This is a genomic window from Steroidobacter flavus (assembly GCF_042651805.1).
In the GTDB taxonomy this organism is placed as follows: Bacteria; Pseudomonadota; Gammaproteobacteria; order Steroidobacterales; family Steroidobacteraceae; genus Steroidobacter; species Steroidobacter flavus.
In genome coordinates, this window is sequence record NZ_JBHSDU010000001.1 from 875,807 (window position 1) to 892,232 (window position 16,426).

The following is a 16,426-nucleotide window of genomic DNA, read 5'->3' on the forward strand; positions in this document are numbered from 1 at the left end:
TCCTCAGGAAACGAACCAGGCGAGCGGACCCGGCGCATCGAACAGCAACGGCTGCCAGGTCCAGCCGGCCTCGGTGACGGTGCGAATCAACGGCCCCGTCATCTGTTGTAAATCAAGGCCCGGGCCCTGACGGAAGAACGTGATGCCCATCTGCAACTTCCAGTTGTACTCACCGGAGGGCGATGCACGACTGCCCAGGTACTCGAGCACCTTGACTCGATGATTCGACTCGTCGAGCTCGAGGACATATCGATGCGTGCCGACCTCGCCGGTGGTGTCGTAATTGACCCGCACCTCCCATCGCCCATCGCTCAGGCGAGTGACCGGCACCGTGGCCGAAGCAAGCGTTGCGATACGTTGATCGAGCTCGGCTGCGCTGGCGGGCATTTGTACGACACTGCTCGGCTCGACGCGCCCTGCCCAAGCCGCACCTTTCAAGAACCAGAACGAGGCGACGATGACCAGGATCGCGAGGGCCGCACCCGCCACGCGCCAGCTGTCGAATGCGGTAATCCATGCCGGACGAGCGTCGCTCGGTGTCGTCATCACGCGGGCCTGACGCATGCGATCTTCAATCGCCGCACGGTCCGGCCCTGTCCACATGAAAACCGCGCGACCGAGTCGTTGAAGCGCAATTTTGTCACCGATGGGCGTGCGGGTGCCGAAGGTCGTCGTGCCATCGCCGGAGGTGTTTCTGGGCGAGAACATCGTCCACAACGCAGCGGCGCCGACGCGAGCCGCCTCTTCATCGGCGAATCGGGCAGCGACTACCGTTTCGCCATTGAAATGTATCAACAGCTGCGCGACCTCGGCCCCGCTCAACGCTTCGACGAACACTGCCCGCGCATCCTGCAGACGAGCCCGATCGACCTCGGTACCGAAGATCAATTCCGGCCGGGCAAACGCCCCGACGCCGGCAATCGCGGCCTCGTCGAGTGCGGGTTTTGCCTTAGGCCAAAGAGCCATCGCCCCGTGCCCGAGGAGTTGGGGCACACAGATAATGGCGAAAAACACGCCGATGAAGACCACCGGCCGCAGCGACAGCCCGGCACTGCGCATTAACAATGCAACGGCGGCCAACACCAGGGCGGCGACCAGCATCACTGCACTGACGATGACCAGACCCAAATGGTTCTGGACCAGATTGTTTTGAATCAGAGCGCCCACCCGGCCCCGCAGTGTTGTTATTTGTCGGTCGTGGCGCGGGGACTGTAGTCAGGCGCGGGCGGCGGTTCAAGTGCCGCTTGGTACGAGGCGACTACGGCGGGGGTGGAAACGTCCGCGCGACGCGCCCCATCCAATCCTTCAAAGCGCCGGAACGCAGATCCTTCTCCGGCGTCATGCCGAGGCGCACGACGATGAGATCTTTGGACGGCACGACGAGCGTGTACTGGCCTTCGAAGCCTTGCGCGCTGAAGCCGTCGCGTTCCGGTCCCGTATCGACATAGATAGGATACGGCCGCCCGCCTCCTTCCTTCGGTGCGAGCCACCAGCCCGCGCCATAGATATCGGCGTTCTGACCGGTGCCATGCGTGCGCGCGAAGTCGACCCATCCTTCCGGCAGGACCCGTCGTCCGTCCCACATTCCATCGCGCAGGTAGAGCAAACCGAATCGCGCGAAATCGCGCGCCGATGCATAGATCAACGCGCTGCCATACAACAGGCCGGTGGCATCGAACTCCGGCTGGGGCTTCATGCCGATGACATCGAACAAACTCACATTCATCCACTTCATCATCGTCGCACGACGTTGTTCCGGCGATGCAGGATTGGGAACAATGGCGCGTGTGAGCGCATCCGCTGTGAGCACGATGCCGCAGGAATTGTAATTCCAGTGCGTACCCGGCTCGTGGATCAGCGGCAAGCCGGCGCAGTAATTTGCGACATCCAGACGACCCGGACCGAACAACTTTCGCGAGGCGTCGCTCTCAGCAATGGCCTTCGCTTCGATCTCGAGATATCGCTGCCCATCCGTCATTTGCAGCCACTGACGCCACGGAATCTGCGAACGACGATCGTCAGCGCTCCAATGCGGGCTGCCCATGGGCTTGTCGATATCTATTTTTCCCTGCGCGACGGCGACGCCCACCAACGCTTGCGTGATCGATTTGGCCATCGACCACGAGACCAGTCGCATGCTCGTGCTGTAACCGGGCGCGGCACGCTCATAGATGAGTCGCCCGCCGCGAATGATGACGACCTCGCGCGTCTCTCCCAGCCCGGGAGCGTGGTTATCGAAGGCGTCCGCAATCGCGGCGCTGAACGCTGCTGTATCCATCTGCGCTGGCAACGAGCCGACCGGCCATTCCGTGGTCGGCCAGGGCACGTCGGGCGCTTGCGCAGGCAACGGCACCAATTGCGCATTCGCATGCGATAACGGTGCGGCCAGCAACATCGTGACTAACAGAGATCGCAACATCGCGAGTTCCCTCCCGCTCGAGTCGAGCCTCAGTTCACCGGATGGCAGCCGTATTCTTTTTCGAACTGCGCCCGCGACGAGATCAAGCCGCCGAGCGCCGAGACTGTTACAGCACTACCGCCGATGACAACATCGAGCGGTCGCAGTGCTTCGGGATCGAAATCGGTGCGGCAGGAATCGAGAGGACGGCCGGCGACAAACAGGCACGAGCAGGTTTGTTTGGCGACGTAGGTTGTACCGATGCGTGCGGTGGCAAATGTATCCCTGGCGCTCCATACACCAATACCGACCAGCAGCACGAGCATGCTGGCGAGCAGCTGCCATTTGCGCTTCATGCGGCCTCCATGCGCTTGAATGAGCGCGCCGATCCTAGCGCAATTACTTCATGAGTAACAGGCGGGGCCGGGGCGCCCGTTCAGGTCGCCGAGCGCTGCTTCGTCATCGGCACAAAGGTGATGCTCAACCCGCCCGGCAATGGATGCTCGAGCGTTTGGTCGCCGACATAGCCGCAGACTTCATAAAGACGTTTGCCGGGCAACGTCGCCATCAACGCAAACCGGGTGAAGCCGGCCCGCGCAGCTTCGGCTTCACAGCGATCCAGCAACATGCGTCCCAGCCCGCGACGGGCGTGGCGTGAATCGATGAAGAACGCGCGAACGCGAGCGGCGTCGACAGCAGGGTCCAGATAGGAATCATCCCGGATCTCCCGGGTGTCGCTGCCGAACAGTGTTTTGCGCCGGCTCCAGCCGCCGCAGCCGACGATCTCGCCGGCGTCGGATTCAATGACGAAGTAGGTTTGATCTCGAATCAGCGCGGTGTCGACGCCGAATGCTCCGAGCAGCGCGGCTTCGATTTGTGCCGGCGTGTAGTCGTCTGCGCCCAGGTCGCGAATGGAGCGCGCGATCAGGTCGTGAAGAACGGGTTCGTCGGCGAGGGTTGCCAGCCGCAATCGATAGTCCATGCTACCGATGCTAGCAAAAGTTAAGTCGGCGGAGCGGCCAGCAACGACGAAACTGTACGCTTGGAAATGCCGGCAACTGTCCGGACAGTCGTTGTAATCGCTTCGCCGTCGGCCCGTTCGAGCGTGTCAGCAAATCCATCCGCGAAGCCTTGCCAGTAGGCACCGCGAGCATCGGCCACCGTGCCGCCATCGATACTCTGAGCGGCCTCTGCCAACACGCCGCGCACGTCGCCGTACGACTTGCGAATCAGCAACTGAGCCTGGGAAATGTCTTGCAGCGCCTTGCGGGGATCCGCGGCATTCCATTGCGACGGTTGAATCGCCTGCTCCGCCACCACGGTGCGAACATGATTGAACTGACCGGTCGGAAAGCGTCGACCGCCGCCGCGAATGGCAAGCGAGTCGCGAATCTGCGGCCAGTCCTTTTCCGAGACACTAAACGCCAACTCCCCTTTCGCATCGCGCGTCGCGCGCACGCCCATGGGAGTCAATGCTCGATCCAGCGCGGTAACCATTGCTGCATCGGATTGAGTGGGATCGACCGTAACGGAGCTGGCCTGACGCGACCATTTGCCGACCGCGAAGCTCAGCGTTTCGGTATCGCCATTACGCAATGTTTCGAAGCTCAGGCCGCGCACGGAGAATTCCTGCTTCGCCTTCGCGTCCGAGTTGAACTTCAGATTGCCGTCCAGTGTGCCCGCGCTCGCGGCCGAGCGCTGCTGCCAGAACTGATTGAACTTCTCGATGGCGGCAGCCGCGTCGCCGCTGTTCATTTCCTTGCGAAGCACGCGCAGTCGCGCATCGGCTTCGGACAGAAACTGCAGCGCCTGCTGTGCGCCCGAGACCTGACGATTCAGCTGGCCATCGTAGGATTTGAGCCCGGGGCGCAGCGTGGTCGGAGCAACCGGCTCGACCTTGGCGACCGGCGCCGGCAATTCAGTACGGGTGAGCGAGACGCTCTCAACGGCGCCCCGCGACGTAACCTGACGGCCTGAATCGACGACTGAAAGTTGCATGAGAAAGAGAGATTAGATCGCGTTGAACAACGACAGCTTGCTCACCTGCGCGTACGCCTTCTGCGTCGCCTGCACCGCTGTCGTGTAACCGTTCAATTTCACCGCCGCGTCGCTGTAGTCGAGCTGACCCAACGTCAACGCCGCCTGCTTGTTCGCCAGACTGACGTTGGCATGGCTGGTCTCCAGCGTCGAAAGAATGTTCTGCGCGCCGCCCAGGCCCGCGATACGGCCGCTGATACTCTCGATCACATCGTCCAGCGAAGCCATCGCCGATTCGATATCGGCGCGCACCACCGGATCGTTCGCGGTAGAGCCGGTCTGTAACGTCGTGAGCGCCTGCTCCAGCCGATTGAGCATGCCCGCAACTTCCGGCAATGTGACATTCGAAGGCTGCGTCACGCCCGGACCGACCGCCACTCGCTGCGATTCAGTGTTGCCCGTGAAGGTGTAGCGCGAGCCCATCGGCGCGGCCGGATCGTAAGTGATGGTCGCCGAGTCGACTGCCGTGCCCGAGAAAACGTAGCGACCTTCCGCATCGGAGCTGTTCGCCACATAGAACATGCTGTCGAGCAGTGGCTGCAACGATCCAGCCATGGCGGCAATGTCTTCCGAGGTATTGGCGCCGTCGCCGGCCCACACCAACAGGTCGCGGGCACTCAACATGTCGTTCGACATGCTGGTGAGATAAACCTCGTTCTGCGTCAGACGGCTCTGCAAGGCGCCGATGTTGTCGCGATATTGATCGAGCGCGGCTTCTTCCCGGTACAGGCGCGACAGGCGCACCGTGGTCACGGGATGCTCGGAGGGCAGTGAGTATTTTTCGCCGCTGGCCATCTTCTGCAGAATGTCCTCCAGACGGAAGGACGCCTTCTGCAAGGCCGAGTTCATCGTGGTGTGATATTGCGTGCTGGAGATGCGCATCATGACTGGCTAGCCTCAACCCAACATGGCAAGCGTGTTATCGAACAGCTCGTTCGCGACCGCGATCACTTTCATGTTCGCCTGATACATCTGCTGGTACTGCATCAGGTTGATCGCCTCTTCGTCCTGGTTCACACCGCTGGTCGACTTCCAGCTCTCCTCCGCCTGATTGCGCACGGTCGTCGCGGTGTCCATGGCGGCCTGGTTCTGCTGACTGTCCATGCCCAGCTTCGCGACCAGCTGCGTCGAGGCGTCGGACAGCGTCACCGAGCCGAGTCCCGGCAACGTGATCGGCGAGGAGCGCACGCCGATCAGCGCCAGCAAGTTATCGCTGTTACCGCCGGCAGTGGCCGACGATGAGAATGCAAGTTGGCTGCCCTGAATACCCGGAGTCACGCGGAGCGTGCCGGTCGCGGTCGTCGAATCGTACACAAACAACGGGACACCCGGCGTACCGTCAGGCGCGAAGCCCGCGGCCAGCTGTGTGTTGACGGCATCCGCCAACTGCTCGGCCATATCGCCGATCGATTCGATCATCGGCATCAACGTCTTGGTCTCGTAATCTTCGAGACCGCCGAGCTCACCGCCCAAACCAGTTCTCGGCAGGACGAACGATTCCGACGCGAAGGCGACCTGCAATGTCTGCGAGCCGTCCGGATTGGTGACCGCACTCATGGTCGCGGAGCGTCCACCGACCACCAGCGGCTGACCGCCGCGCAACGAAATGCTACGGGTGCCGTCGGCCTGATCGACCACCTGCAGGGCCACGAGGCCGGCGAGCTCGTCGATCTTGTTATCGCGCGCATCCATGAGCGCCGACGGATTCACGCCGGTGCCCTGAGTAGCCGCGATCTCTTTGTTCAACTCGGCGATGTCTTTGGACAGGCCGTTGATCTGGGTGATCGTGGTGTTCCGCTGCTGCACGATCGCCTGGCGCTGATTCGACAGCACCTGCGTGAGGCTGTTGAAACGCTGCGCGAGCGCGTCGGCGGCGGTAATGATCTGTTGACGCAACGGGGTCGAGGTGGGATCGACGCTCGCGGCGTTCAGCGCGCCGAAGAACGCATCGAGTCCGTTGTTGATGCCGGACTCCTCATCGCCCATCACCTGCTCGAGCTGCGTGAGATACGGCTGCGCGGTCGTGCGCTGGCCCAGCTCGGAGGCGGAACTCCACATCTGGAGGCTCTTGTATCCGTCGCTGAAGCGAATCAGTGCCGGCACTGCCACGCCGCTACCGGCGCTGAGTACGCCCGTCTGCCGAGGCGCAATCGACGCCAGCAGCACGCCCTGGCGCGTATAGCCCGGCGTCATGATGTTGGCCACGTTCTGGCTGGTGGCGGCCAAGCCCGCCTGCGCTGCCAGCGCTCCCGACAATGCGTTATAGATGATGCTCATTGCTGGAATGGAAAGCGACCAGCGCCGCTCAAAACTTAAACTTTGTTATTTACTATTTTGCGGAAGCAGCTGACGCACGATCACGTCCGCGATACCGAATGCACGCTGCCTGGACATCACATCGGCAACCGACGTGTCCGCGTAGTCGAGCATGTCGCTGTTGGTGTTCTTGCCGTAGATGCTGTCTTCGCCGGCGATCTCTTTGGTCGCGCTACGCATCTGACGGAGCATCTGCGAAATGAAGAAGCTTTCGAACTTCTCCGCCGCCTGCTGCACCTTGGCACGATAGATAGTGTCCTCGTCGGACGGCGTGACTTGCGATGAGAGGGCGTTGACGTTCATGACTTAGATCACCGTCAGCTCGCCTTCGATCGCGCCCACTTGATCCAGCGCCTGCAGAATCGCCATCAGATCGTCCGGCGTGGCGCCCGTGCTGTTGACCGTATCGATGATGGCCTGGAGGCTCACGCCCTCGGGCCACTGGAACATCCGACCTTCATCCTGCGTGACCGACACATCGGACTGCGGCGTCACGACGGTCTGGCCCTGGCTCAGCGGATTCGGCTGACTCACCTGCGGATTCTCGCTGATGATGACTTTCAAGCCACCGTGAGAGATCGCAGCGGAACGCACCCGCACGCCTTCGGAAATCACCACCGTGCCGGTGCGCGAATTGAATACAACTTTAGGCAGCTGCGTGCCGACATCAACCGGCAACGCTTCCAGGCCGGCGACGAACGCAACTCGCTGCGTCGGGTCCATCGGCGCGGTCACTTCGACGCTCGTGGCATTGCGCGTCGTGGCGACAGTGCCGTATCGCTTGTTGATGGCTTGAACGATGTTAGTAGCCGTCTGGAAGCTAGGCAGCTTCAAGCTCAACAGCACGGTCGGACGCGTGTCGAAGTCGGTCTCGATCTCACGTTCGATGGTGCCGCCGTTCGGCACGCGGCCCGAAGTTGGCGAATTCACAGTGACGCTTGAACCGCTCTGCCCTTGCGCCGACAGACCGCCGACGACGAGGTTGCCCTGCGCGAGCGCGTAGACTTCAGAGTCAGCGGCACGCAGCGGCGTGAGCAGCAACAGGCCGCCACGCAAGCTCTTCGCATCGCCCATCGAAGAAACGGTGATGTCGATCTTCTGACCGCGACGATAGCCCGGCGGGAACACGGCGCTGACCATGACAGTCGCGACGTTACGCAGTCGAGGATCGGTCCCCTCGGGGAGCTTCACACCGAACTGCTTGAGCATGTTGGCCACGGACTGGCCGGCGAACTTCACCTGCGTGCCGTCACCGGTGCCCTGCAGGCCGACGACCAAGCCATATCCGAGCAACTGGTTCTCACGAACGCCTTCGATGCTGACCAACGAGCGCAATGGCTTGGTCGGCGGCAGCGGCGCCTTGGCGGTCGCATTGACGCTCGGAGCGCCGATCAGGAGCGCGAGCGCCAACGTGAGGAGAATTCGTTGCATCAACATGAATCCAGGTCCTTAGAACGGCATCCACGGACTGTTGAAGAAGCGTGTCAACCAGCCCGCCCGATTGGAATCGGCCAAGCTGCCCCGACCTGAATAGGCAATGCGTGCGTTTGCCACGCGTTGTGACGAAATACGGTTCTCGGCGTCGATATCCTCGGCGCGCACATACCCGGACACGCGCAGGAACTCTTCACCCTGATTCAAATTCAGGCTCTTCTCGCCATGCACGCGCAACAGCCCGTTCGGCAGCACTTCCTGCACGATGACGGTCAGCGCGCCCTGCAGAGCGTTCTGCTGAGTGCTGGTCGCGCCGCCCTGGAACGAACGGTCCGCCTGGATGCTGGTGTTCGCATCGATGGTGCTGTGACCGATCGTGAAGGCCGGAATGTCGACGCTGCTGCTCTTGTTGATGTTGGTGTCGGCGCTCTTGCGAGCCTGAGTCGTTTCCGACAGCACCACAGTCAACACGTCGCCCGGACGGAACGCACGCACGTCCGCCACCAATGCCCACGGCCGTTCCGTTGTAAACACACCGCCTGAAGTGCCCTTCGGCAAAGCAGTGAACTCGGGAACCGGCGGCTCCTCCTGCTTCGGCTGCACCCGAGACATCATCGAGCAGCCCGACAGCAGCAGTGCCGCACCGACGGCGACGAGCAACGTGCGAACGTTCATGATCATTACCGGACAGCCGCCGCCAGGTACTGGAGCATGTTGTCGGCCGAGGTCAGCACCTTCGTGTTCATTTCGTAGGTACGCTGAGCCGCGATCATGTCGACCATTTCTTCCACGACCTGCACGTTCGAGCCTTCCAGCGCGCCCTGCTTGAGCTTGCCCAGCGCGTCCTGACCGGGCGTGCCTTCGGTGGGCGTGCCGCTCGCGACCGTTTCCTGATACAGGTTGTCGCCGAGCGCCAGCAGGCCCGCGGGATTCATGAAATTCACCAGCGTGATCTGACCGACCTGCACCGGCTCGGTCTGGCCCGGCACGTTCGCGGACACCTGACCGTCCTGACCGATGACGATGTTGCTGGCGTTGGCGGGAATCGTGACTTCCGGCGCAATGGGCATGCCCGTCGCGGTGACCAGGCGCCCCTGATCGTTGACCGTCAGCGCGCCCGAGCGCGTGTACGCGAACTCGCCGTTCGCCTGCTCGACCTGGAAGAACCCCTGGCCTTCGATCGCCACGTCGTAGGTCTGACCGGTGGTCTGCAGATTGCCGGTGGTGAACACCTTCTGCGTACCGACCAGACGCGTGCCGTTACCGAGCTGCACGCCCGACGGCGACACGGTGTTGTCGTCGTTACGCGCGCCCGGCGGACGCTCGACCTGATAAAACAAATCCGCGAACACCGCGCGATCGCGCTTGAAGCCCACGGTATTCACGTTGGCGAGGTTGTTCGCGATGGCCTGCAGCTTGGCGTCCTGCGCCTGCACGCCCGTCTTGCTGATCCACATTGCCGGATTCATGGAAACTCCAAAAGCTATTCGTTAACCGCCGACCAGGCGATTGCCGGTCTCGGCCATGCCGTCCGCCGCGCGGTACAGCTTCATTTGAATCTCGAACTCGCGAGTGAGATTCATGACGGCGATCATTTCCTCGATGGCGGACACGTTGCTGCCTTCGAGATGACCGCTGCGGACAGTAACGGTCTCATCGCCCGCGAATGGCTGGCCGTTGCGCGCGACGATCAAACCGGCGGGATTCTTGGTCACTTCAGCCGCGTCCGGCTTTACCAGCCGCAGACGATCGACCTGTTGCATCTCGGTCGAGCCGGGCGACTGAATTGAAATCACACCGTCGCTGGCGATTTCCACGCGAGTGAACTGCGGCAGAACGATCGGGCCGCCGTCGCCGAGCACCGCACGACCGTCGAGCGTCAGCTGGCCATCCTGATCGACGACGAAATGACCGGCGCGCGTATACGCCTCGCCTTCGCCGAACTGCACCGTGAAGTAACCCTGGCCAGAGATCGCGACATCGAGATCCTGGCCGGTCTGACGCAACACGCCTTCGCGCGAGGCCACCGAGTTCGCTTGCAGCTGACTCATGTGGCGAGCGTCGTAGCCGTAGCCGGTGTTCACCGCCTTGCTGGTCGCCAGTTCTAGGTCGGCGCGAAAGCCGCCGGTCTCGAGATTGGCGAGGTTGTTGGCGTGAATCTGCTGAGCGCGCATCCCGCGCTCGGCACCGCTCATCAATGTAAAGATCAACGCATCCATGTAGGCTTACTCAGATCGCCTGCATCAGCGACTGCATCATCTCGTTCTGGGCCGTGATGACTTTGGAGTTGGCCTGATAGTTACGCTGCGAGTTCATCAGCTGCACCAGTTGCGAGGTCATGTCGACGTTCGACTGCTCCAGCGTGCCCGGGGTCAAACCGCCGGCCATGCCGACGCCCGGGGTCGAGTACAACGGCTGACCGGAGGCGCTCGAAGTCGTCCAGGCCGTATCGCTGACCTGGATCAGTGCGCCTTCCGCCGGGAAAGTGGCGACGGCGAGCGTGCCGATGCGCTGCTTCTCACCATTGCTGTACTGAGCCAGCACACCGCCGTCTTCGGCGAGCTGCAGGCCGAGATACGTGCCGGCGGGATAGCCGTTGGTGGAGTTCGTAGTCGTCGTCGCTTCACCGGCCGACTGCGTCGTGCCCGCGTAGCTCACGTTGAGCGTCAGCGGAGCCGCGCCGGTAGGAGTACCCAGTGCCAGCGCCACCGTGCCGGCCGGCGCAGTGAGTTGACCGCTGGTGTTGAAGTCGAGCACCGTCGTCGTCGGCAAAGCCGTGCCATCGGTGGTGTAGTGAACCGTCACCTGGTTGGTGCCGGTCCTCACAAAAAATTGAGTCACGCTGTGCTGAACACCGAGCGAGTCATATGCAACCGACACCATCGAGCCGTTGAACGACTGCGGATCGGTCGCGTCGAACGGCACCACCGTCGGCGTGGTCCAGTCAGCGGACAGGTTGCCGACGTAGTTCAGCGTCGTGCTGGCCTGTGCGGGAATCTGACCGGTCGACACTCGCAAGTCGCCGAACGCACCGAGCGCCGTGCTGTTGGCAAGAGCCGCGTAGCCCTGCACGCGACGACCGAAGCTGTCGGAGAGATAACCTTCTTTGTCGACCGAGAAGATGCCGACGCGCGTATAAACTTCGGCGCCCGACGTATCGCGCGTGACGAAGAAACCGCGGCCTTGCAAAGAGGCATCGAGGCTGCGACCCGTCGTGAGCACGCCGCCACCGACATCGATGCTCTGAGTCAGCGACGATGCTTCGGTACCCATCGCCTGCGAGCCCGCATACATCGCGGCGAAGTTGGCGCGGCTGGATTTGAAACCGTACGTGCCGGCGTTGGCGATGTTGTTGCTGATCGCGTCCAGCTCGGTGTTGATCGCGTTGATGCCGGACAGTGCAATGTTGAAGCTCATGGGCGCTCCTGAAAATAAAACTTACTGAGGACGGCCGTTGAAGGCCGTGATCGCGCTGGCACTGATGCTGCCCAGGGTGCTGACCTGGAGCACCGCGCCGTCGGTCGCGGAGATACGCACGCTCTGCAAGGTGCCCTGCACTTCGATGGCAGGCGTTTCCTTGCTCGCGGTCTCCACGCGCATTGAATACGTGCCGGGCGCGAGGCCCAGCGCTTCGGGATCGATCTGGAAATTGACTTCGCCGGGCTTGTGTGTGCCGAGCTGAATCCGGCGCTGCTGACCCGTGGAGTCTTCCAGCACGACAGTCGTCGTGGCGCTGGCGGATTCCAGCGTGAAGCGACCCGGGATCACCTCGTCGCCCACCACGACGCGGTCTGCCACCGCAGTCACATTCGAGCCGACCTGCGCACCGAGCGCCATGACCTGCATGCTCTCGAGCATCGAGGCGCTGGCCTTGGTCTGCGCGGCCATCTGCTGCATGGACTCGACCTGCGACAGCTGGGTCAGCTGACTCACGAACTGGCTCGGGTCGGTGGGCTCGAGCGGGTTCTGGTTCTTGATCTGCGCGATCAGCAGCTTGGTGAACAGCTGCGACATATCGCCGTTGCCGGTGATCGAGTTGGACGAGCTGCCGACGTTGCTGCCGGAATTCACTTCGTTGGTGGCGGCGGTCATGATTACTCCTCGCCCAGTCGCAGCAGCGACGTCTGCATCGACTTGAGCCGACTGAGCACTTCGACGTTGGTTTCGAACGCGCGCGAGGCAGCCATCATGTCGGTCATCTCGGCGACGGAATTCACATTGGGGTAGAACACCACGCCTTCGGCGTTGGCGAGCGGGTTGTCCGGCTCGTACGACTCGCGCACCGGCTCCGTGCTTTGCACGACATCCAGCACCTGGACCTTGGCACCGGCCATGGCTTCGTCGGTCGCGTTCCGCTCGAACACGGCGGCGAACACCGGCTTGCGAGCGCGATACGCTTCGGCTTCCGAGCTTGCGGCCGTATCCGCATTAGCCAGGTTGCTGGCGATGGTATTGAGCCGCACACTCTGTGCATTCATCGCGGAGCCCGCGATGTTGGCGATATCACGAAATGACATGCTTTAACCCTCGATGGCCTTGGCCAGCCCGCGCAGCTTCATGCCGATGAAGGTCAGGGAGGTTTGGAAGTCGGAGGCATTCTGCGAGAATGCCGCCTGCTCAACGCCCAGCTCGACGGTGTTGCCGTCGGCCGAGGGGTGGTTGGGCACGCGATACATCGTCTCGGCCGCACCGGTGTCGAGCACCAGGCCGCCCTCTTCGCTCGCCGCCGTGGCGCGAGCCAGGCTGGCGGCGAAGTCGATGTCGCGAGCCTGATAACCGGGCGTGCTCTCGTTCGCGAGATTCGACGCCAGGACTTTGGTGCGCTCGGCGCGCAGCCGCAGGGCGTCGGCGTGAATGCCCAGTGCTTTGTCGAAGTTGATGGCCATGGTCTTGTCTATGAAACCGTTCGAAACGTCGTGTTACTCGTTACTGCTGTTGCTGCTGCCCGCATCCGGTGCGTGGTCGGCCAGCTCGGTGGAGAGCGCAGTCGAACGAGTCGCACGAGAGCACGTAAATCGATACGCCGAATCCATCGGCTGGGCCGAGCCACAACTTAAGCTCAAATTGACTACAGGGAATCTCGGTGGGTGTCCCGACGATGCGAACATAGAAACAATTGACGTCCGACATCCGTCACGCATGCGCTTCGCGGCGATATGTAATGGCGAGAAGCGCGAGGTCGTCGTGCGAGCAACCATTGCAGCCAATGTCGTCGTATCTGCAGAGGATCTGAAAGCCGGCACACCGATCGATGCGTCGTCGTTGAAGCTGGAACGTCGCGATGTGACTGCGACACCCGGTGCCGTCACCAACATCGACGAGGTCGCCGGCAAGACCAGCCGACGCGCCATGCGAGCCGGACAGCTCGTGGATCGCCGCTGGTTGAACGAGAGCGTGCTGGTGAAGCGCAACGGCAAAGTCACCATCATCGCGCGCAACGCAGGCGTCGAAGTGCATGTGGCCGCGGAGGCTTTGCAAAACGGTCGGCGCGGCGAAGTCATCTCGGTCAAGAACTCAGCCAACGGCACTGTGCTACGAGCGCGCGTCATCGGGCCCGATGCTGTCGAGCCGCTCGAAATTCCTTCCGGAACGACTCGATAGCGCTCAGGCTGGCGCATATGTGCCACCGCCGTCCGTCTGCAGCACCCGCTGCAGGATTTCGTGCTGATTCATCAGCAGGTCGCAATTGCGCTGGTTGAGGCGCTTGCACTCCTGCACCAGCGTCTCGAGCGTCTGCCACCACTCGTCGAACGCCGGACGCGCATTCGCCGGCAATCGGGCCGAGACCGCTGAAATCGTCACAGCGCCCGGCTGCTTGCCGACCAGCACCTTGGCAAGCGCCAAACGCTCGGCGCGACGCTTTTCCATCTGAGTCGTCAGCACGGAGATGCGATCGGCGATGTCCGTGATCACGGCGGAGCGATGCTTGAGCGCAGCTTCGAACTGCACGTCCAGCAACTCACGCAGCGTGCGGTAGTCGCCGAGATCGGCGTGCACGCCTTTGATCAGACGGCCGAGCGCCTCGCGCACTGTCATCTACCGCTCCGGTGATAACGCTCGATCAAGGCCGCGAGCTTGGTCGGATTGAACGGCAGCTCGCCGCGCTCGAGCGCCGTCTTCAACGCCGCGACCTTTTCATGATCGATGTCGGGCATCTCGCTCATCGCCGCCATCGCGGGCTGAAGCACGCTCGACTGCAATTTCGACGCTGCACTGGACGCCGTCGTCACCGGCGTGCGGATTTCTGCGGCGGGGGCAATACCTGCGACCGGTGTGGCGGCAGAGCCCGGAACGACCTTCATGTTGGATCCTCGAGACTTGGTACGCATGACTCACATGTCCCTGTTATGCAGCTGGCCGCGCAGCTCTTCCAGAGCGGCGCTATCGGGCAAACTTGTGCTCACGTCATCGCCCAGCAGCGGCTCGGTGTCGGTGGCCGCGCCAAACATCTGAGTGATGCTGTGCGCCTGGCCGCGAGTGAGAATGAGCAGTTCGATACGACGGTTCTCAGAAGCCGTCGTGTCGTCGGTATTGATCGGAGCGGTGTCAGCCTGGCCGACCACCTGCAAGACGCTCTTCGCCGGCATGCCGCCCGCCAGCAGATAACTACGCGCCGCCATCGCGCGCTCGCTCGACAGCGTCCAGTTCGAGAACGCGTTGTAGCTTTGATCGGCGTACTGCAAGGAATCCGTGTGACCGACGATCAACAACTGATTGTCGATCTGCTTGAACAGCGGCCCGAGCTTCTTCAACAAGCGCAGGAAGCGCTCGTTCGGCATCGAGCTGCCCCGTTGGAACATGCCCCGCTTGTCCGTGTCGTGCATCAGCACGCGCAGACCGTACGGCGTAATGATGGTGCGAATGTTGCTCGACAGGCCGACTTCCTCGCCGAGTGCCTTCAGCACATCGGACAGCTCGACCATGTCGGCATGCGACTCGTAATGATGTTTCGACAGGCGCATGCCCTCGCCCGGACCGGCGGGATCGCGCTCGCCCGTATTGGCGGCGCGCTTGGAGAGCGTGTCGCCATCGCTCGGCAACGGATTGCGATCGATCAGACTGCCGCGCGGGCCGCCCATCGACATGGACACCTTGCCGCGACCTTCGTCGATCAGACTGCCGCCGGCCGCCTTCAACAAGTCCTGCAAATGCTCCTGCTGCCGCGAAGCCATCAGCCACATGACCAGGAACAATGCCAGCAACGCGAGACAGAAATCCGCGAAGGCGACTTTCCATGCCGCGCCACCGTGCCCCTCCTCGCCATGACCGCGGGAGACGCGCTTGACGATGGTCTGGTGACCTTTATCAAGCTGCTTGTTGAGCACGTAAGTCTCCCTTACGACGACGCGGCGTAGCCGGCTCTTCCGCCTCTTCGTCCCCGTTGTTCAGCTTGTCGATCCAGCCTTCCAGGCGCGCGAAGCTCGGCTTGGTATTCAACTGCACCAGACGACGGCCCGCGTCGATCGCGAGCAGCGGCGGCTTGCCCGCGACGTGAGTCACGAGCACGACCTTCACCGAGTCGAGCGCCATGCGCTCGTCGTCCACCAGCTGACGCATACGATTGGCGATCGGATCGAGCACGCCGTAACACATGAAGATGCCGATGAAGGTACCGACCATCGCGGCCGCCACCGCCATCGCGACTTCGCCCGTATCGGCGCCAGCGGCCACCGAGTTCATCGCCATCACGATACCGAGCACCGCGGCCAGAATGCCGAAGCCCGGCATGGCATCGCCGACTTTGCTCAAGGAGCGGGCCGGCTGCGCCATCTCTTCATGGATCGCGCCGATTTCCTGATCCAGCACGCCTTCCAGCTCGTGCGCGCTGATCTTGCCCATGGCCATCAATCGGAAGTTGTCGACAATGAAGTGCAACAGCTTGGGCTCGTGCAGGATCATCGGATAACGCTTGAACAGCTCGCTCTCATGCGGCGCTTCGACGTGCGCGTCGAGCGCCTTCAGACCGCCGGCCGCCGTCTGCAACAGTTCATACATCAGCAGCAGCAACTGGCGCTGGAACTCTTCGCCGTCTTTGCGACGACCGAGCACTTCCTTCACCTGCAGCCACATCTCGCTGAGCACGTGACGGGGATTGCCGAGAATGATGGTGCCGGCGCCGGCGCCGATGATGATGATCAGCTCGACCGGCTGCCAGATGACACCCATGTCACCACCGTGCAGCATGAAGCCGCCGAACACACACAGCAGAATGGTGGCTATGCCAATGAGCGACTGCATCGA

21 protein-coding genes are annotated in these 16,426 nt (G+C 62.4%); 1 reads left to right on the top strand and 20 read right to left on the bottom strand.

What is annotated here, in order from left to right; translation table 11 throughout:
• Window positions 1-3 precede the first annotated feature (3 nt).
• The 16 genes from ACFPN2_RS03440 to flgB form a co-directional block, all read right to left on the bottom strand.
• A complete protein-coding gene (locus tag ACFPN2_RS03440; protein ID WP_380594988.1) occupies window positions 4-1,167 on the bottom strand; it encodes a hypothetical protein in 1,164 nt (387 codons plus the stop codon).
• Window positions 1,168-1,258: 91 nt separating this feature from the next.
• The gene (locus ACFPN2_RS03445) at window positions 1,259-2,419 is read right to left on the bottom strand and encodes a serine hydrolase domain-containing protein (protein ID WP_380594990.1); all 1,161 of its coding nucleotides are present in this window, start codon (window positions 2,417-2,419) and stop codon (window positions 1,259-1,261) included.
• 29 nt (window positions 2,420-2,448) lie between these two features.
• Entirely contained in the window at window positions 2,449-2,754 is a 306-nt protein-coding gene (locus tag ACFPN2_RS03450; protein WP_380594992.1) for a hypothetical protein, read from the bottom strand.
• A gap of 80 nt (window positions 2,755-2,834) precedes the next feature.
• Window positions 2,835-3,380: a GNAT family N-acetyltransferase gene (locus ACFPN2_RS03455; RefSeq protein ID WP_380594994.1), complete on the bottom strand. Its 546-nt coding sequence runs from the start codon at window positions 3,378-3,380 to the stop codon at window positions 2,835-2,837.
• Between the two features lie 20 nt (window positions 3,381-3,400).
• Window positions 3,401-4,396: a hypothetical protein gene (locus tag ACFPN2_RS03460; RefSeq protein WP_380594996.1), complete on the bottom strand. Its 996-nt coding sequence runs from the start codon at window positions 4,394-4,396 to the stop codon at window positions 3,401-3,403.
• Between the two features lie 12 nt (window positions 4,397-4,408).
• Window positions 4,409-5,320, bottom strand: a complete 912-nt coding sequence (locus ACFPN2_RS03465) for a flagellin N-terminal helical domain-containing protein (RefSeq protein WP_380594998.1) — start codon at window positions 5,318-5,320, stop codon at window positions 4,409-4,411.
• A 12-nt stretch (window positions 5,321-5,332) separates the two neighbouring features.
• Window positions 5,333-6,712 carry a flagellar hook-associated protein FlgK gene (gene flgK / locus ACFPN2_RS03470; RefSeq protein ID WP_380595000.1) on the bottom strand — a complete coding sequence of 460 codons (1,380 nt, stop codon included), beginning with the start codon at window positions 6,710-6,712 and terminating at the stop codon, window positions 5,333-5,335.
• Window positions 6,713-6,757: 45 nt separating this feature from the next.
• Window positions 6,758-7,054 (bottom strand): rod-binding protein, encoded by a 297-nt coding sequence (locus ACFPN2_RS03475; RefSeq protein WP_380595002.1) that lies wholly within the window; start codon window positions 7,052-7,054, stop codon window positions 6,758-6,760.
• Between the two features lie 3 nt (window positions 7,055-7,057).
• The gene (locus ACFPN2_RS03480) at window positions 7,058-8,188 is read right to left on the bottom strand and encodes a flagellar basal body P-ring protein FlgI (RefSeq protein WP_380595004.1); all 1,131 of its coding nucleotides are present in this window, start codon (window positions 8,186-8,188) and stop codon (window positions 7,058-7,060) included.
• A gap of 12 nt (window positions 8,189-8,200) precedes the next feature.
• Complete coding sequence (gene flgH / locus ACFPN2_RS03485) at window positions 8,201-8,860, bottom strand: flagellar basal body L-ring protein FlgH (protein ID WP_380595006.1); 660 nt, start codon at window positions 8,858-8,860, stop codon at window positions 8,201-8,203.
• Window positions 8,861-8,865: 5 nt separating this feature from the next.
• Window positions 8,866-9,654, bottom strand: a complete 789-nt coding sequence (gene flgG, locus ACFPN2_RS03490) for a flagellar basal-body rod protein FlgG (RefSeq protein ID WP_380595008.1) — start codon at window positions 9,652-9,654, stop codon at window positions 8,866-8,868.
• Window positions 9,655-9,675: 21 nt separating this feature from the next.
• Window positions 9,676-10,404, bottom strand: coding sequence for a flagellar basal body rod protein FlgF (locus ACFPN2_RS03495; RefSeq protein WP_380595010.1), 729 nt, complete (start codon window positions 10,402-10,404; stop codon window positions 9,676-9,678).
• A gap of 10 nt (window positions 10,405-10,414) precedes the next feature.
• Complete coding sequence (locus ACFPN2_RS03500) at window positions 10,415-11,602, bottom strand: flagellar hook protein FlgE (protein WP_380595012.1); 1,188 nt, start codon at window positions 11,600-11,602, stop codon at window positions 10,415-10,417.
• A gap of 21 nt (window positions 11,603-11,623) precedes the next feature.
• Window positions 11,624-12,277 carry a flagellar hook capping FlgD N-terminal domain-containing protein gene (locus ACFPN2_RS03505; RefSeq protein ID WP_380595014.1) on the bottom strand — a complete coding sequence of 218 codons (654 nt, stop codon included), beginning with the start codon at window positions 12,275-12,277 and terminating at the stop codon, window positions 11,624-11,626.
• Window positions 12,278-12,279: 2 nt separating this feature from the next.
• The gene (gene flgC, locus ACFPN2_RS03510; RefSeq protein WP_380595016.1) at window positions 12,280-12,702 is read right to left on the bottom strand and encodes a flagellar basal body rod protein FlgC; all 423 of its coding nucleotides are present in this window, start codon (window positions 12,700-12,702) and stop codon (window positions 12,280-12,282) included.
• A gap of 3 nt (window positions 12,703-12,705) precedes the next feature.
• A complete protein-coding gene (flgB, locus tag ACFPN2_RS03515; RefSeq protein ID WP_129779124.1) occupies window positions 12,706-13,071 on the bottom strand; it encodes a flagellar basal body rod protein FlgB in 366 nt (121 codons plus the stop codon).
• Window positions 13,072-13,081: 10 nt separating this feature from the next.
• On the opposite strand from flgB, the gene flgA reads away from it, so the two are divergent.
• Window positions 13,082-13,786: a flagellar basal body P-ring formation chaperone FlgA gene (gene flgA / locus ACFPN2_RS03520; protein ID WP_380595019.1), complete on the top strand. Its 705-nt coding sequence runs from the start codon at window positions 13,082-13,084 to the stop codon at window positions 13,784-13,786.
• Window positions 13,787-13,789: 3 nt separating this feature from the next.
• Here the strand turns inward: flgA and flgN are convergent, their stop codons facing one another.
• From flgN to motA, 4 genes are read right to left on the bottom strand one after another with little or no spacing between them, the layout of a single operon-like run.
• Window positions 13,790-14,221 (bottom strand): flagellar export chaperone FlgN, encoded by a 432-nt coding sequence (gene flgN / locus ACFPN2_RS03525; protein ID WP_380595021.1) that lies wholly within the window; start codon window positions 14,219-14,221, stop codon window positions 13,790-13,792.
• Window positions 14,218-14,487, bottom strand: coding sequence for a flagellar biosynthesis anti-sigma factor FlgM (gene flgM / locus ACFPN2_RS03530; protein ID WP_380595023.1), 270 nt, complete (start codon window positions 14,485-14,487; stop codon window positions 14,218-14,220). Before flgM ends, flgN begins: the two co-directional genes overlap by 4 nt.
• A gap of 30 nt (window positions 14,488-14,517) precedes the next feature.
• Window positions 14,518-15,510: a flagellar motor protein MotB gene (locus tag ACFPN2_RS03535; protein WP_380595025.1), complete on the bottom strand. Its 993-nt coding sequence runs from the start codon at window positions 15,508-15,510 to the stop codon at window positions 14,518-14,520.
• Complete coding sequence (motA, locus tag ACFPN2_RS03540) at window positions 15,491-16,423, bottom strand: flagellar motor stator protein MotA (protein ID WP_380595027.1); 933 nt, start codon at window positions 16,421-16,423, stop codon at window positions 15,491-15,493. Before motA ends, ACFPN2_RS03535 begins: the two co-directional genes overlap by 20 nt.
• Between the last annotated feature and the right edge of the window lie 3 nt (window positions 16,424-16,426).

Excerpts from the sequence above, each read along its gene's own strand:
- ACFPN2_RS03445 (WP_380594990.1), bottom strand. The coding sequence starts at position 2,419 with ATGTTGCGATCTCTGTTAGTCACGATGTTGCTGGCCGCACCGTTATCG.
- ACFPN2_RS03450 (WP_380594992.1), bottom strand. The coding sequence starts at position 2,754 with ATGAAGCGCAAATGGCAGCTGCTCGCCAGCATGCTCGTGCTGCTGGTC.
- ACFPN2_RS03455 (WP_380594994.1), bottom strand. The coding sequence starts at position 3,380 with ATGGACTATCGATTGCGGCTGGCAACCCTCGCCGACGAACCCGTTCTT.
- ACFPN2_RS03460 (WP_380594996.1), bottom strand. The coding sequence starts at position 4,396 with ATGCAACTTTCAGTCGTCGATTCAGGCCGTCAGGTTACGTCGCGGGGC.
- ACFPN2_RS03465 (WP_380594998.1), bottom strand. The coding sequence starts at position 5,320 with ATGATGCGCATCTCCAGCACGCAATATCACACCACGATGAACTCGGCC.
- flgK (WP_380595000.1), bottom strand. The coding sequence starts at position 6,712 with ATGAGCATCATCTATAACGCATTGTCGGGAGCGCTGGCAGCGCAGGCG.
- ACFPN2_RS03475 (WP_380595002.1), bottom strand. The coding sequence starts at position 7,054 with ATGAACGTCAACGCCCTCTCATCGCAAGTCACGCCGTCCGACGAGGAC.
- ACFPN2_RS03480 (WP_380595004.1), bottom strand. The coding sequence starts at position 8,188 with ATGTTGATGCAACGAATTCTCCTCACGTTGGCGCTCGCGCTCCTGATC.
- flgH (WP_380595006.1), bottom strand. The coding sequence starts at position 8,860 with ATGAACGTTCGCACGTTGCTCGTCGCCGTCGGTGCGGCACTGCTGCTG.
- flgG (WP_380595008.1), bottom strand. The coding sequence starts at position 9,654 with ATGAATCCGGCAATGTGGATCAGCAAGACGGGCGTGCAGGCGCAGGAC.
- ACFPN2_RS03495 (WP_380595010.1), bottom strand. The coding sequence starts at position 10,404 with ATGGATGCGTTGATCTTTACATTGATGAGCGGTGCCGAGCGCGGGATG.
- ACFPN2_RS03500 (WP_380595012.1), bottom strand. The coding sequence starts at position 11,602 with ATGAGCTTCAACATTGCACTGTCCGGCATCAACGCGATCAACACCGAG.
- ACFPN2_RS03505 (WP_380595014.1), bottom strand. The coding sequence starts at position 12,277 with ATGACCGCCGCCACCAACGAAGTGAATTCCGGCAGCAACGTCGGCAGC.
- flgC (WP_380595016.1), bottom strand. The coding sequence starts at position 12,702 with ATGTCATTTCGTGATATCGCCAACATCGCGGGCTCCGCGATGAATGCA.
- flgB (WP_129779124.1), bottom strand. The coding sequence starts at position 13,071 with ATGGCCATCAACTTCGACAAAGCACTGGGCATTCACGCCGACGCCCTG.
- flgA (WP_380595019.1), top strand. The coding sequence starts at position 13,082 with ATGAAACCGTTCGAAACGTCGTGTTACTCGTTACTGCTGTTGCTGCTG.
- flgN (WP_380595021.1), bottom strand. The coding sequence starts at position 14,221 with ATGACAGTGCGCGAGGCGCTCGGCCGTCTGATCAAAGGCGTGCACGCC.
- flgM (WP_380595023.1), bottom strand. The coding sequence starts at position 14,487 with ATGAAGGTCGTTCCGGGCTCTGCCGCCACACCGGTCGCAGGTATTGCC.
- motA (WP_380595027.1), bottom strand. The coding sequence starts at position 16,423 with ATGCAGTCGCTCATTGGCATAGCCACCATTCTGCTGTGTGTGTTCGGC.